Source organism: Nonomuraea insulae (genome assembly GCF_042656245.1).
This window is the reverse complement of sequence record NZ_JBHSPA010000012.1, coordinates 23,127-36,742: the sequence shown is the minus strand read 5'-3', so window position 1 is coordinate 36,742 and position 13,616 is coordinate 23,127. Positions and strand designations below refer to the sequence as shown.

12 protein-coding genes and 2 pseudogenes are annotated in these 13,616 nt (G+C 67.6%); 5 read left to right on the top strand and 9 right to left on the bottom strand.

Annotation, left to right across the window (positions count from 1 at the left end; all coding sequences use genetic code 11):
- Positions 1-428: hypothetical protein (locus tag ACFPZ3_RS09265; RefSeq protein WP_379513567.1), on the top strand; the 428-nt coding region annotated here is incomplete at its 5' end.
- Between the two features lie 226 nt (positions 429-654).
- Here the strand turns inward: ACFPZ3_RS09265 and ACFPZ3_RS09260 are convergent.
- The 3 genes from ACFPZ3_RS09260 to ACFPZ3_RS09250 all read right to left on the bottom strand — a co-directional run bounded on the left by ACFPZ3_RS09260 (position 655) and on the right by ACFPZ3_RS09250 (position 2,822).
- Positions 655-1,413 (bottom strand): SDR family NAD(P)-dependent oxidoreductase, encoded by a 759-nt coding sequence (locus tag ACFPZ3_RS09260; protein WP_379513566.1) that lies wholly within the window; start codon positions 1,411-1,413, stop codon positions 655-657.
- 49 nt (positions 1,414-1,462) lie between these two features.
- Positions 1,463-2,431 carry an alpha/beta hydrolase gene (locus tag ACFPZ3_RS09255; RefSeq protein ID WP_379513565.1) on the bottom strand — a complete coding sequence of 323 codons (969 nt, stop codon included), beginning with the start codon at positions 2,429-2,431 and terminating at the stop codon, positions 1,463-1,465.
- Between the two features lie 73 nt (positions 2,432-2,504).
- A complete protein-coding gene (locus tag ACFPZ3_RS09250; protein WP_379513564.1) occupies positions 2,505-2,822 on the bottom strand; it encodes a putative quinol monooxygenase in 318 nt (105 codons plus the stop codon).
- A gap of 144 nt (positions 2,823-2,966) precedes the next feature.
- Between ACFPZ3_RS09250 and ACFPZ3_RS09245 the strand changes: the two genes are divergently transcribed.
- Positions 2,967-3,872 (top strand): AraC family transcriptional regulator, encoded by a 906-nt coding sequence (locus ACFPZ3_RS09245; protein WP_379513563.1) that lies wholly within the window; start codon positions 2,967-2,969, stop codon positions 3,870-3,872.
- A gap of 354 nt (positions 3,873-4,226) precedes the next feature.
- A complete protein-coding gene (locus tag ACFPZ3_RS09240) occupies positions 4,227-4,583 on the top strand; it encodes a hypothetical protein (protein WP_379513562.1) in 357 nt (118 codons plus the stop codon).
- A 284-nt stretch (positions 4,584-4,867) separates the two neighbouring features.
- On the opposite strand, the gene ACFPZ3_RS09235 is transcribed toward ACFPZ3_RS09240, so the two are convergent.
- Positions 4,868-5,689, bottom strand: a complete 822-nt coding sequence (locus tag ACFPZ3_RS09235) for a helix-turn-helix transcriptional regulator (RefSeq protein ID WP_379513561.1) — start codon at positions 5,687-5,689, stop codon at positions 4,868-4,870.
- Positions 5,690-5,809: 120 nt separating this feature from the next.
- Between ACFPZ3_RS09235 and ACFPZ3_RS09230 the strand changes: the two genes are divergently transcribed.
- A complete protein-coding gene (locus ACFPZ3_RS09230) occupies positions 5,810-6,874 on the top strand; it encodes an aldo/keto reductase (protein ID WP_379513560.1) in 1,065 nt (354 codons plus the stop codon).
- 623 nt (positions 6,875-7,497) lie between these two features.
- On the opposite strand, the gene ACFPZ3_RS09225 is transcribed toward ACFPZ3_RS09230, so the two are convergent.
- Positions 7,498-8,781, bottom strand: a complete 1,284-nt coding sequence (locus ACFPZ3_RS09225) for a sensor histidine kinase (RefSeq protein ID WP_379513559.1) — start codon at positions 8,779-8,781, stop codon at positions 7,498-7,500.
- A gap of 532 nt (positions 8,782-9,313) precedes the next feature.
- Between ACFPZ3_RS09225 and ACFPZ3_RS09220 the strand changes: the two genes are divergently transcribed.
- Positions 9,314-10,666: a sensor histidine kinase gene (locus ACFPZ3_RS09220; RefSeq protein WP_379513558.1), complete on the top strand. Its 1,353-nt coding sequence runs from the start codon at positions 9,314-9,316 to the stop codon at positions 10,664-10,666.
- A gap of 550 nt (positions 10,667-11,216) precedes the next feature.
- Here ACFPZ3_RS09220 and ACFPZ3_RS09215 read toward each other — a convergent pair.
- The 4 genes and pseudogenes from ACFPZ3_RS09215 to ACFPZ3_RS09200 all read right to left on the bottom strand — a co-directional run.
- A pseudogene (locus ACFPZ3_RS09215) lies at positions 11,217-11,380 on the bottom strand (transposase family protein); the annotation flags it as partial.
- Positions 11,375-11,566: pseudogene (locus ACFPZ3_RS09210) on the bottom strand (IS3 family transposase); the annotation flags it as partial. The pseudogenes ACFPZ3_RS09215 and ACFPZ3_RS09210, both read right to left, overlap by 6 nt.
- 207 nt (positions 11,567-11,773) lie before the next feature.
- Entirely contained in the window at positions 11,774-12,355 is a 582-nt protein-coding gene (locus tag ACFPZ3_RS09205) for a dihydrofolate reductase family protein (RefSeq protein ID WP_379513557.1), read from the bottom strand.
- 66 nt (positions 12,356-12,421) lie between these two features.
- A complete protein-coding gene (locus tag ACFPZ3_RS09200; protein ID WP_379513556.1) occupies positions 12,422-13,261 on the bottom strand; it encodes a helix-turn-helix domain-containing protein in 840 nt (279 codons plus the stop codon).
- Positions 13,262-13,616 lie beyond the last annotated feature (355 nt).

The following is a 13,616-nucleotide window of genomic DNA, read 5'->3' as shown; positions in this document are numbered from 1 at the left end:
GGGTTTCGCTGCGTGATCAGGGCGGTGGCTGGGACCATCGCGAGGTGGTGTTGTCGCTGGTCTACCGGTTGGTGAGGGGCTTGTTCGGTCTGCTGACGGTACTGGTCCGCGCTGATCTGTCCAAGGAGGTAGAGCTGCTGGTGCTGCGTCACGAGAACCAGGTGCTACGCCGTCAGCTCGGCGGACGGCCGCGGTGGGGGCACGCCGACCGGCGCTGGCTTGCGGGGTTGTCGAGGCTGGTCCACCGCCGCCGGTGGGCGGAGGTGTTCCCGGTCACCCCGGCGACGATCTTGCGCTGGCATCGTCACCTGGTAGCGCGCAAGTGGACCTTCACCGACGGGCGGCGCCCGGGACGGCCCGGCACCCGCCGACTTGTCAAGGCACTGATCGTGCGGATGGCCCGAGAGAACCCCGGCCTGGGAGCATAGAAGAATCCAAGGCGAGCCGGCCCGCCTGGGCTACCCGATCGCCGCCTCCACGGTGTAGCGCCCTCCGTCAGCTCCATAGCCAGGTCAGCCGCGGCAGCGTTCACACCCTGACAACGCTCTGCTCACTGTCACCTTCGTTGCGTCCAGGCAGCGGCGTCCTGACGAACATGAGATGCCGGCGACCCGACCTGACCCGATCTCGCGCTTGTGATCATCCTCGAGAGTTTCAGAGGTTGTAGCCGCCCGACACCTCGATGTTCTGAGCGGTGACCCAGCGGCTCTCGTCCGAGACGAGTGTGGCGATCATCGCGCCGATGTCGTCCGGTTCGCCGACACGGCCGAGTGCGGTCCTCGCGGCGAGGGCCGGGATGACCTCGGGGAACCGGGTGAAGGCGTCGTCGGCGATCCGGGTGCGGGTCGATCCCGGCGAGACGGAGTTGACGCGGATGCCCCGCGTGCTGAATTCCTTGGCCATGTACCGGGTCAGCACGTCCAGCCCGCCCTTCATCGACGCGTAGGCCGAGTAGCCGGGCTCCAGGCCGGCCGTCGCCGTCGAGTTGCTGCTCGTGTTGACGATGGCCCCACCGTCCGTCATCAGGGGCAGCAGCCTCTGCGTCAGGAAGTACGGTCCCTTCAGCAGGACCCGCATGAGCCTGTCGAACGTTTCCTCGGTCGTGTCCTCGATCAACGATGTCTGCGCGAAACCGGCGTTGTTGACCAGGTAGTCGAAGGTGTCGCGCAGCCAGGTGTCGCACAGCACGCCGGTCACCGTGTCGCGGAAGGCCGCGAACGTGCCGCTCTCGCCCACGTCCAGCGGCAGGGCGACGGCCGTCCCGCCCTCCTTCTGGATCACGGCTGCCGTCTCCAGCCCTCCGTGCGGGTTGTTGCCGTAGGTCAGGATGACTCCGATTCCGCGCTTGGCGATCTCGATCGCGGCGCTCCGTCCGATGCCGGAGCTGGCGCCCGTGACGATGGCGACTTTCATGGTGTTCCTCCTGGGGTGAGGTCGTGGGGGTGTGAGTGAGCCGGCGGTGCTATGCGGGAGAGCCTGGGGGCAGGACGCGGGCGAGCCAGTCGCTGCGGGTGCGGCGGGCGCTGGCCGAGATGTGGGCCTGCGGGTACAGCGCGTCGAACCCGTGGAAGCCGCCCGCCCAGACGTGGAGTTCGGCCTGGCCGCCGGCCGCCCAGATACGGGTGGCGTAGTCGGCGTCCTCGTCGCGGAAGACCTCGGCGGAGCCGGTGTCGATGTAGGTGGTCGGCAGGCCTGAGAGGTCGTCGGCCAGCGCGGGTGAGACGTACTCGGATACCTGGTCGTCGGTGAGGTCACCGAGGACGCAGCGCCATCCGAACTCGTTCATCTCGCCGGTCCAGACGCCCGGCCCGCCGGCGTACTGGCGGCTGGAGGTGCTGGTGTTGCGGTGGTCGAGCATGGGGCAGATCAGTATCTGCGCGGCGATCGCCGGGGTGCCGAGGTCGCGAGCCATCAGGGTGACTCCGGCGGCGAGGCCGCCGCCGGCGCTGGCGCCCGCGGCGACGATCCGGGCGGGATCGATGCCCAGTTCGGCTGAGTGTTCGGCGACCCAGAGCAGTCCTTGATAGCAGTCGTCGACCAGGGCGGTGCCGGTGGCCTCCGGTGCGAGCCGGTAGTCCACGGAGACCACGACGACACCGAGTTGGTCGAGCCACTCCAGCGGGATGTCGATCTGCGAGAAGCGGTCGCCCATGACCATTCCGCCGCCGTGCATCCAGTAGACGCAGGGTGCGGCGGTGGTGGGATCGGCGTTCGCGGGGGTGAAGATTGACAGGGGGATCGGGGCACCGTCCTTGGCGGGCACGGTGACCTCGCGGCGGTCGACCTGCCGGTGGGCAAGAAGCGACTCGACGGGCGTCGACGGGAGCCGGCGCAGTTGCGCGAGGATTTCCGGGCTGAGCTGCGACAGCAGGGACAGGTCGGCCAGCAGGTCACGCAGTTCGGGGTCCAGGGCGGGTCTGGCCAGGGTCATGGTCGTTGCCTTTCGTAGGTGGCGCCGGACGGTTGGGCGAAGAGAGGGCCGGGGGAATGGGGCGATCGGCTGGTCAGAAGGCGGCCTTGCCGCGGACCGGCACGTAGTCGGTGTACTCGGACTCCTTGGCCAGCAGCCCGTCGATCTGCGCCACAATGGCTTGCGCGGCCTCGCCGGCGAAGATCCGGTGGTGGTCCTCCTCGGTGGTCCAGCCCTCGGTGACGTGGACGACGTCAGGGTCGGACGCGGAACGGGAGACGAGGTAGACGACGCAGTGTTCGCTCGCGCCGGGGCTGCCCTCGTTCAGGCCGGTCAGCAGCAGGTCGACCAGCCGGTCGCCCAGTCCGGGCTTGGCGGTCAGGGTGGCGTTGAAGCCGTACTTGGCGATCATGGTGGCCTTCTTCCGCGGTGATGGAGTGAAGTGATTCCATTCAACCGAGTTGACCTGGGAAAACGTTAGAACGATGCTCGCTCGCACTTGCACGATCCTCTCCTGCATGGGAGCCAGCTCGCGGAATCGTGCTGCAATGGACACATGCACCTCGAAGAGCTCCGCACCCTGCTGGTCCGGCATGCGCGGCCGGACTGGACCACCCCGATCGACGGCGTCCTCATCTCGAAGGTCGACCGGTCGGATCCGCCGGCGCCCTCGATGTCCGGCACGGTGCTGGCGGTCATCGCCCAGGGAGCCAAACGCCTCGCACTGGGAGAGAAGGTCTTCGAGTACGGCGCCGGACAGTACCTGGTCGCATCCGTCGATCTCCCCGTCACCGGACAGTTCACCCAGGCCGATCCGGAGCAACCAGCGCTGGGGTTCGGACTCACACTGGAACCGTCCTCCGTCGCCGAACTGCTGCTGCAGGCCGGGTCCGGAGACGCTCCCCGCACCAGCGCGGGCGCGTCGCCGGGGATCATCGTCAGCGACGCTCCGGCTGCGCTGCTCGACGCGGTGGTCCGGCTGCTACGCCTGCTCGACGAGCCCCGCGACCGGGCCGTGCTGGCGCCGCTGATCAAGCGCGAGATCCTGTGGCGCCTGATCACCGGCGACCAGGGCGAGACGGTTCGCCAGCTCGGCCTCGCAGACAGCAGCCTCAGTCATGTCTCCCGGGCCGTGCGCTGGATCCGCGAGAACTACACGCAGCCCTTCCGGGTCGAGGACGTGGCACGCCTTTCCGGGATGAGCGTCTCCGCTTTTTACCGCAACTTCCAGGCGGTGACCGCGATGAGCCCCATCCAGTTCCAGAAGCAGATCCGGCTGCAGGAGGCCCGGCTGCTGCTCGCCACTCACCCGGGCGACGTCACCAGAGTCGGCCGCCGCGTCGGCTATGACAACCCGTCGCAGTTCAGCCGGGAGTACCGCCGCCAGTTCGGGGCACCCCCCAGCCAGGACGCCGCCCGTCTGCGTGACACCGTACGCACCCCGGCAGGCGTGCTTCCCTGAGCCGACGTCCGGCGTGCTCGCCGCCCGCGGCGCACCTGCGGCTGAGGACCCGCCCTCCTGGCGCGCACCGCGTCACCACGTCAATGCACTGGCCAGGCGCCGAGACATACACCGGGCCGGCGAAGTGCTCGTAACAGTCGCCATCGTCGTCATACCCGCTGCCGTCACTGAGGACATCGTGGGGATCAGCTTCCGGTCCGAGATCGGACGCCTCTGGTTATGCGAGTGGGCAGGTGAAAGCAAGGACGAAGTCACGCACGGGGCGCTGGCGCGACCTTCGTCACATGACTCTGTTCCGCGTGCCGACGCTATGGGTGAACGTGAGCAGCGCTTCTTACGGTCTTGGGAGGCGTGATGAAGGCTGCGGACCTGCAGTTACGCAGCGTCCAAGTCCGCTTCCTGCCTCCTGACGGGCAGGAGGAGCGGCGTTCATTGGAGGATGCCGCCGAAGTGGCGTTCGAGAACTGCGGCACTTGGAAGGCGACGCCTGACTTGTTCGTCCGCTGGGTGGACGGCTCGGCGACGGTGATGGAGGTCAAGAACCCCGGCCGGTTGAACAGCGCGAAAGATCCGCGAGAATCTCCACGCCCGAAGCCTGTCTCGATCGTTGTCGCTGTAGTCGCCGCGATGCTCGTCACGGTGATCGTCGTCTCGATCAGCTGGATGCCGCCCGCCGACGCAGCGACTGACCAGACCAACCTCAGCCCCTGACATCGGCCCGACCGGCGTCGCGAGCTCGGCCGAACACCCGGCCACGCCTTCAAAGCAACACGCCTTCAAGGCTGGTCCACATGCCTTACGTGCCTGACAAGATCAGAACGCCCTGACCTGCGAGAACAAGCCGACAACCCCAGATAGCCATCGGTCTGTCATCCCGGCATGCTTTCGGCCCGGATCTCACCGATGGATTCCGAAACGCGCCGGAAAGACGGTTCGACCCTGCCGGAACGACGGTTGGACTCAGTGCACGAATGGACGGTTCGACGTCACCGTGCTCACAACCGGTCTAATGCCGACTGGCTCTCATCGTCAGCGGCGCGGCAGATCATCAACCGCTGGTCCGAATCTTGGAGTGGTATAAGCACTTCGAAGTGCACGGCGATCACACCGGCGCCCGGATGCCGCATCACCTTGTGTCCGCGGCCGTTGACCTTGATGTCTCGCTCGGCCCACAATCGCGCGAATTCCTCGCTATGGGTGATGCATTCGGTGATGAGGTCGGTCAACGCCTGGTCCTCCGGGTGCGCGGCCCACGCTGCGCGCAGGTGGGCGATTCCCTCCCGCACGACGCGTTCGCGGTCGACATAGAACTCGCGTATTTCCGGGTGTACCAGGCACAGCCACATCGCATTGCGCTGCGACGGCGGCAGGGTGTCGAAATCCAGCAGCAGCCTCGCCATTTCGCCGTTCCAGGCCAGGATGTCGTAGCGGTGGTTCATCAGCATGGCCGGCAGCGGCGACAGGTCGGCGACCAGCCGGGCCAGCGGCGGCGCTGCAGTGGTGGCGGGCTTGTCGGTGTTGCGGGGGCGCTGCTGGGCCAGGTTGAAGAGGTAGGCGCGTTCGTCGGGGGCCAGGCGCAGCGCCCGGGAGAGCGCCTCCACCACGTTCGCTGAGGGCCGCAGCCCGCGGGCCTGTTCCAGCCGCACGATGTAGTCGATGCTGACCCCGGCCAGTTCGGCGACCTCTTCGCGGCGCAGTCCCGGGGTCCGCCGGGCCTGCTGACGCGACGGCAGGTTGAAATCGCGCGGGTCCAGGCGTTCGCGCCGGGTCCGCAGGAACGCGGCCAGCTCCTGTGTCGTGTCCACGGTGCGCGTCATCACGTTTGATCCAACAGCCAGGGTAGGACTGGTGTTCCCAGGAACTTCTTTCCCTTGGCCCCGGCTCGCGGCGGTCACAAACTTGTTCCCGATAGCGGATCACAGGCACAGGAGGACACGATGTCGCTCACCCTCGACACCTACCGGCTGCTGGGCCGCTCCGGGCTGCGGGTCTCACCGCTGGCGCTGGGCGCGGCGACCTTCGGCACCGAGTGGGGCTGGGGCGCCGAGCAGGACGAGGCGCGTAAGCTGTTCGACCTTTACGTCGAGCGCGGTGGCAACTTCATCGACACCGCCAACACCTACACCAATGGCAGCTCCGAGCGCCTGCTGGGCGAATTCACCCGCGACAACCGCGAAAGCCTAGTGCTGGCAACGAAATACTCCACGCTGCGCCGGCCCGGCGACCCGAATTCCGGGGGCCCTCACCGCAAGAGCCTGTTCGCGTCGGTGGAAGCCAGTCTGCGACAGCTGAATACGGACTACATCGATCTGCTCTACCTGCACGTGTGGGATTTCACGACACCGGTCGAGGAGATCCTGCGCGGCATGGACGATCTGGTCCGGCAGGGCAAGGTCTTGTACGTGGCGATCTCCAACGCCCCGGCCTGGCAGGTGTCGCGCATGCAGGCGATCGCCGACCTGCGCGGCTGGTCGCCGCTGGTCGCCCTGCAGATCGAATACAACCTGATCGAGCGTACCGGGGAACGTGACCTGATCCCCATGGCACGCGAGATGGGGTTGGGCGTAGTGCCGTACTCGCCACTGGCCGGCGGGGTGCTCACCGGTAAGTACAGCCGCGACGACCTGACCGCGACGAACGCCGCGGTCGACGACGGCACCCGTAAGAACTTCAACATCGTCAACGGCGGGCTCACCGAACGCAACCTGGACATCGCTGATGTCGTGAAGGAGGTCGCCACCGAGCTGGGCCGCACAACCGCCCAGGTCGGGCTGGCCTGGACCCTGCAGAACCCGGATGTGACGGCATCGCTCATCGGCGCCCGCACTCTCGCGCAGCTGGAGGACAATCTGGGCGCCCTGGAGGCCGACTTCACGGCCTCCCAGCTGGCCCGCCTCGATGAGGCCAGCGCGATCGGACTCGGCTTCCCGCACGACATGCTCGCCAGTGACAGGATGGGCGCGGTGACCCACGGCGACCTGAAGGTCGAAACCCGCCGCTGATACCCGATCGAGCCCCGAGGGCAGCACTACCGCCGCCCTTTGGGGTGATCATCGGCACACCTCTGCCGTGGATGTGGGTCGTGATTCCTCTGGCGAATCCGTTGCAGTTATGCGCCGGTTTGTCGGTATTGCTGGTCGCGTAGTGCTCGGGTTAATGCCCCGATTGCTCCTTCGGCGCATGCCCTCTGGTCCCGCGACGCCCCATCATCGGCAGCCTCGCCGCATCCGCCGCCGCGCAACGCACCTTCCGCGCCCACCAGGGCCTGCTCGCCATCGGCCTGGCCGGTCTAGCAATGGCGGTCTACGGAACGCTCGCCGACCGCCGCACCCGGTCAACGTCGAGGCGGTGAACGATGAGGAAGCCCTCACGGCCGCCAAGAAGGCGCTGACCGTCCTGGTGTCCCAGCGGTGGCGCACCGAGGCGACCATCCGGTCGCTAGATGATCCTGAACCCATCGCAATCTCCTGGCACCTGGTCGACGACGCGGGCCTGATGGACCATCCGCATCTGGTCGGCGAGCACCTGCTGACGTTCAACGGCTCCAGCGACCAGGTTTCCAAACTGGCCCGTTCACTCACGCTCCGGCCAACGCGGCCACACGGAACGTGCCGAATCCTCCGGCTCAGGTCTCCTTTGCGCATTCGGGCAGGAGCGGCAACCGCAACACGAACTTCGCCCCCCGCGGCGAGTCCTCCAGCTGGAGCGTGCCGTGGTGGGCGCGGGCGATGTCGCGGGAGATCGCGAGGCCGAGACCGCTGCCTCCTGGATCCCGGCGGCGCCCGTCGTCGAGGCGGACGAAGCGTTCGAAGACGCGTTCGCGATGGGCGGGCGGGATGCCGGGCCCGTCGTCGGCCACGGTGACGATGAGCCCGTCGCCGACCGCCTCGGCGGTGACGTCGACGGTGGATTCGGCGTGTCGCTGGGCGTTCGCCACCAGGTTGTCCAGGACGCGGATGAGCTGCATCCTGGAGCCGCAGATCTTGAGCCCGGGGGGCGCGTGGACGTTCATGGGGATGGGCTGGGATTGGGTGGCCACCTCGGCGGTGATGAGTTCGCCGAGGTCGATCTTCTCCGGGGGCGCCGGGTCGGCGGCGCGAATCCGGGCGAGCAGGAGGAGGTCGTTGACGATGGCCTCCAGCCGGTCGGTGGTCGCGAGCGCCGATTTGATGGCCTCCTGGGGGTCGACGTCGTCGGGATAGCGCAGTGCCTCCTCCAGTTGTGTGCGCAGCCCGGCGATGGGGGTGCGCAGCTCGTGGGAGGTCGTGGAGGCGAACTGGCGTTGCTGCTCGACCGCGCCCTCAAGCTGGGAGAGGGTGTGGTTGGCGGTGTCGGCGAGCTGGGTGATCTCGTCGGCTCCATGCGGTACGGGGACGCGGAGGCTCAGGTCGCTCACGGTGATCTCGGAGATCCGGGCTCTGATCGCTTCGACGGGGCGTAGCGTGCGCCCGACGAGCACCCAGGTGGTCCAGGCGGCGACGCCGGTGATCAGCAGGATGCCGGCGGCGATGGAGTATTCGAGGCCGTGGGTGGCCAGGAGGTCGGGTTCCGGGATGCCGGCGTAGACGACGCCCGCGTCGGGCGCGGGGGACAGGCGGATGGCCATGAAGATGACGCATCGGTCCCCGTCCGGGCAGTCGATGTTGCGCTGGAAGCGGTCGTTCGGCGGGGGTCTGAGGTGGCTGAGCGGGACGGTCTTGGAGGCGAGCCTGCTGGCGTCGACGACTCGCCCGCCGGCGTCGACGATCTGGATGAGTTCGACGGGTGCGTGGGCGGGGATCTGGCGGGGGACGTAGCCGTTTCGTGCTTGCGCGCTCCATTGACTGGCCACGCGTTCGGCCTCGTCGAAGGTGTTGGACTGGACCCTGTAGCGGATGGCGAGGTCCAGGGTTGCGCCGAACACTGCCATGATGATCAGCGAGAATCCGGCGGCGACTACTGTGTAACGCGCCCGGATGGAGCGCGGGCGTGGAAGTGGTGACACTTCGTTCCCTCCCCGTGCGGCGTCGCAGCTTGTGGACCCGACGCGGCCGTCATCCAGGCTAAGTCGCCAAAATGGCGCATAAGTGCATAAAGGGATGATAAGGACATATTTCTCCATGCCGCTGGCCGAAACATGACGATTGCTTTCCCTTGCGGGTAGGAATGGGCATGACAGAACGGTGCGGTTGAGTCGCGCCCGTGCTCGACGAGCCGCCCGGGGTGAAACGGGCGGTCAGCCTGGAAGGCCAGGTGGAGATGCCGTACTTCGCCGCCTCGGAAACCTGTTCGTCGTGGCGGGCTGACACATCGGCGAGGGGGTGCTCGGGCCCGAAGCGGAGGTGGTCGGCGTTGAGCAGGATCGCGCCGGGCGGGAGGAGTGCAGGGCTGGCGACGGAGGCTTGGCCGAGCCTTTTCCCTGGCATGGTCGCAGTCTGGGATGGGCCCATTATGTTGACAACGTGGGCAACTATTTGTTGAGACTGCGCCCACGGTGGATTCGCGGGCGGCTCACGATGTTGAGCGTCGTCTGCGCGCTTCTGATCCTGGTGCCGATGGCCGTGGTGATGAGCCAGGTGATCTCGGAGGTGATCGCCGATGTGGCATGGCAGGACACCCAGCAGCAGGCGGTGTTGGTGGCGGCGGCCGTTCGCGCGGGTCGCCTGCCTCCTGTGATCAAGCCGTCGGTGTCCGGGGTCGATCTGGTGCAGGTCGTGAGTCCCAGCGGGCATGTGCTCGCTGCGTCCCCGGCGGCCGGCAGTGAGCCGATGGCGAAGCTGATAGCCCCTCCCGGCGGTTCGATGGAGGACGGCCAGACCTGCGCCACCGCTGAACCTGGCTGCCTGCGCATTACGGCGCTCCGGGCGGACGGGCCGCAGTCCGCGGTGGTCTACGCCGCCCGCCGTACCACGACGCTGACGTCCACCACGTTCGTCGATTCCATCGTGGCGGCGCAGGCCGCCGTCCTGGCCGCCGCCGTCGGGTGGATCGCGTGGGAGGTCACCGGGCGCATCCTGCGGCCCGTGGAGGCCGTCCGGTCTCAGCTCGCCACGATCACCCTCAACCATCTGAGCGATCGCATCGCCGAGCCTGAAGGCGACGACGAGATCGCCAAGCTGATCCACACCCTCAATCAGACGCTGCTGCGACTGGAGAGAGCCACCCACGAGCAGCGGCGGTTCGTGACCGACGCCTCGCACGAGCTGCGCACCCCGCTGGCCGGGCTGCGCGTCAAGCTGGAGGAGGCCCAGATGTACCCGCAGGACCGGGACGTGGACGGGCTGCTCGCCGAGGGCCTGGGCGACCTCGACAGACTGCAGGCGATCATGGGGGATCTGCTCCTGCTCGCCGGGCTCGAATCCAGCGCATCCACAGTTCGTGAGAAGGTGGACTTGGCGGACCTGACCCGTACGGAGCTGGGTCGGCGCGCCGATCGGGTTCCGGTCCTGGCGAGCCTGACAGAGGGCGTCACGGTAGAGGGGGTATCCGGCCAGCTCACCCGCATGCTGACGAACCTGCTGGACAACGCCCAGCGGCATGCGCGCGAACGAGTCGAGGTCGAGGTGCGCCGCAACAGAGGGCAGGCGGTCATGGCGGTCTGCGACGACGGCCCGGGGATCCCCGAGGCAGATCGCGAGCGGATCTTCGAACGGTTCACCCGGCTGGACACGGCCCGCAGCCGCGAGCACGGCGGCACCGGCCTGGGCCTGGCGATCGCCTCCGAAGTCGTACGCTCCCACTCGGGCACCATCGCCGTTCTGGACCGCACCTCCGGCGGCGCCTGCTTCGAGGTGCGCCTTCCCCTTGCGCCTTAGGCACATGTAGGGGAGGCCCTTCCTGGTCGTCCCCTGTGATCGCGTAGGTCTTGCCGTCCATCTGGGCCACCGCCATGGCTGTCGCACCGCTAGGGTGTCCGCCCGCGGGCGAGGTCAGCGCCTGCCCGGTTGCCAAGCTCCACGCGCGGACCTTCCAATCTCCGTTGAGAGTGACCGCGAGGGCCTGCCTGTGTGTTGCCTCGCTCACCGTTACGACGCCCAAGCGTTCCTTCGAGAACCAGAAAGGTTGCCCCTTGGGCTTGCCGGTGACCACGTCCCAGGCACGTGCCCAAGTGCCGGCGTTGACCAACGCCGTGATGCCGCCGCCCGCCTTCGTCACCACTGAAGCCTCCCTCCCTCGATCTCCTCGGCCAGATCCGTTCCGACACCTGTCAGCGGTTCGCCCAGCGAATGATTGGTCACGGGATTTCATATCTCGATGGACTCGCCCTGCTCATCCAAGCCGAACGCGAGGGGGTCGCCATCCAGTTCCCCGAAGGCCAGTACACCGACCCCTTTCATCCTCAGGCGGCCTGGGCGACGCGGTGGTTTGAAGGACGGCGATGGCCTTGCAGAGGTGGCCGGCTTTGGATGGGCTGCGGCGTAGCTTGCGGAGGATCTTCCAGCTCTTCAGCTGAGCGTTCGCGCGTTCGCCGGGCCGCGGAGCCTGGCGTGGGCGCGGTTGGCCTGCTTTTGGGACTCGGGCTTGTCGCGCTGAATCAGGTCCGGCACCGGTGCCGGGTCCGGCTCACCGATGGTGGTGCGGATCTTCTTGCGCAGCCGCAGCCCGGCGATGCCGTGCTCGCGCATCAACCGCTCCACCCGCTTGTGGTTGACCATCATCCTGGCCGCACGCAACTCGGCCGTCACCCGGGGCGAACCGTAGGTGCCCTCGTGCTCGTGTCCTCGTTCAAGGGGGAATGCCCGGTGCTGTTCCTGGATTAGTCCGGCCTCGGACACTCGTTGGTGGAGGAGCGCGCGAAGCGACTGGCTGTGAGGCACAATCTCCCCATCCAGGTCTGGCAGCGTCGATGACAGGAGGGACTTGTCACACCGCGAGCAGCAGGAAACGCCTCGGGTACTTCTTCGCGTACCCGCTCAGATCGGTCAACGGCGCACCCGATAGCGCAGGTGAAGGACCCGGTTGCCCCGAATCACCATGTCAGGATCCTCCAACAGGTGCTGCGCGTCGACCGACCCGAAGTAGCGCTTGCCGGACCCGAACACGACGGGTACGACGTCCATGCGCACCTCGTCGACCAGACCCGCGGCAAGCACCTGGCCACCGACGTCGCCGGCGGCGACCTCGACCATGCGGTCACCCGCAAGCTCCTGCGCCTTGGCCACGGCTGCCTCGACGCCGTCGACGAAGTGAAACGGCGCCTCGGGGTCCCAGCCCTCGGGCTGCGGCCGGTGCGTCACGACGACCACGTGGTCGATCCCGCCCGGAGGCTTTCCGTCCCAGCCGTCCGTCAGGTCGAAGACGTGGCGGCCGGCGATCGTGACTCCGATCTGGTCCCAGTACGGCCGGGTGTAGTCGTAGGACGTCTGCGACACCTTCACCTCGCCGCTCTCGTCCAACGGGACGTCACCGCTGGACAACCAGTCGAACAGCGGTCCGGGCTGGTCATTCTCGTCCGCGACGAAGCCGTCCACCGACACCGAGCTGTACATGACCACCTTGCCCACGGGGCTCTCCTCTGCTTGGGGGTGCCCCCAAATTAGCGTCTCGTGAGCTGTCGCTCTTGTAAGAAATCAATCGGCCGGCAGCGGCCAGCCGTCCAGCGCGTGGCCGGGATGTTCGCGCAGGAACCGCCGCCGGACTTCGACGTACCGGGTCGGCGTGAGCCCGGTGAACGCCCGGAACTCGTGGCCGAAGTGGGCCTGGTCGAAGTAGCCTGCGACACCGGCGATGTCACCCCAGTCGATCGGTCCGGCGGGGTTGATCGCGAACACGGTGGCGGTGAAGCGGTAGGTGCGGGCCAGCCGCTTCGGCGTGACGCCGATGAGCTCCTTGAACCGCTGCGCCAGATGAGTGCTGCTGACGCCGGCTGTCACGCTCAGGTCGCCGATCGCCACCGCCCCGCTGGTCGCCGCGATGACGCTGCTCGTATGGCGGACCAGCCCCAGACCGGCGGTCTCGCCCAGCCGTCGCATCAGCTCCTCCTCGAGCAACGTCAGCATCTCGTACGGCCCGGCCGCCGTGGCCAGCCGGTCTCGCAGCTCGGCAATGGCGGGCCGGCCCCAAACCTGCTCCACCGTCACCGGCCGGTCACACAGCTCGGCCGCGGGCATCGGCAGGAACGGCGCCAGCCCCCACGGCTTGACGTGCACGCCGACTGACCGGGTCTCCGGCGGATAGCTGAACTCGAAGGCGCGGGTGGGCATGGTGACCACGCAGCCGTCGGCGTACTCGGCCGTCTCGATGTCGGTGCCTGCGCGGATGCGGAACGGCGCCCCGAGGTTGACGATGAGCAACGCCGCCGGCATCGGCGGCAGCGTCAGCCGGGCGTACGGCGGCGCACCCTCCAGGTAGTAAAGGTCGTCGATCAGCCCGTCCAGCGGCGGTCGTGGCACTCTGGACACGTACTCCACGCCCACAGTATCGCCGACACCCCCGCCGGCATCGCGCGCCGGGATGGTCCGGATGCTGGCCGCCGACACCACGCTGTGGAGCGACAACGTCTGGGTGGCCGACTCCCCGGGTCGAATGCGATCAAACGATCATTGATCGCCTACGACCACTCAACGTGACGGCATCCCTTGGCATCAATCTTCTGGAGGCCGTGCCCGGGGACGATCGCCGGCCTGGTACTCAAGACGGTGCGCGAGGCGCGAGACGTGCCTGTGACGGGTGACTCGTGCGCGGTCGGGGTCAAGGATCGGTGGATCCTGTTCGCCTGTTCCAGGAGCCCTCTTTACCAGCGATGGCGTAAACGTACCAAGAGGA

Coding starts and splice junctions, on each gene's coding strand:
- ACFPZ3_RS09260 (WP_379513566.1), bottom strand. CDS start 1,413: ATGAAAGTCGCCATCGTCACGGGCGCCAGCTCCGGCATCGGACGGAGC.
- ACFPZ3_RS09255 (WP_379513565.1), bottom strand. CDS start 2,431: ATGACCCTGGCCAGACCCGCCCTGGACCCCGAACTGCGTGACCTGCTG.
- ACFPZ3_RS09250 (WP_379513564.1), bottom strand. CDS start 2,822: ATGATCGCCAAGTACGGCTTCAACGCCACCCTGACCGCCAAGCCCGGA.
- ACFPZ3_RS09245 (WP_379513563.1), top strand. CDS start 2,967: ATGCACCTCGAAGAGCTCCGCACCCTGCTGGTCCGGCATGCGCGGCCG.
- ACFPZ3_RS09240 (WP_379513562.1), top strand. CDS start 4,227: ATGAAGGCTGCGGACCTGCAGTTACGCAGCGTCCAAGTCCGCTTCCTG.
- ACFPZ3_RS09235 (WP_379513561.1), bottom strand. CDS start 5,689: ATGACGCGCACCGTGGACACGACACAGGAGCTGGCCGCGTTCCTGCGG.
- ACFPZ3_RS09230 (WP_379513560.1), top strand. CDS start 5,810: ATGTCGCTCACCCTCGACACCTACCGGCTGCTGGGCCGCTCCGGGCTG.
- ACFPZ3_RS09225 (WP_379513559.1), bottom strand. CDS start 8,781: ATGGCAGTGTTCGGCGCAACCCTGGACCTCGCCATCCGCTACAGGGTC.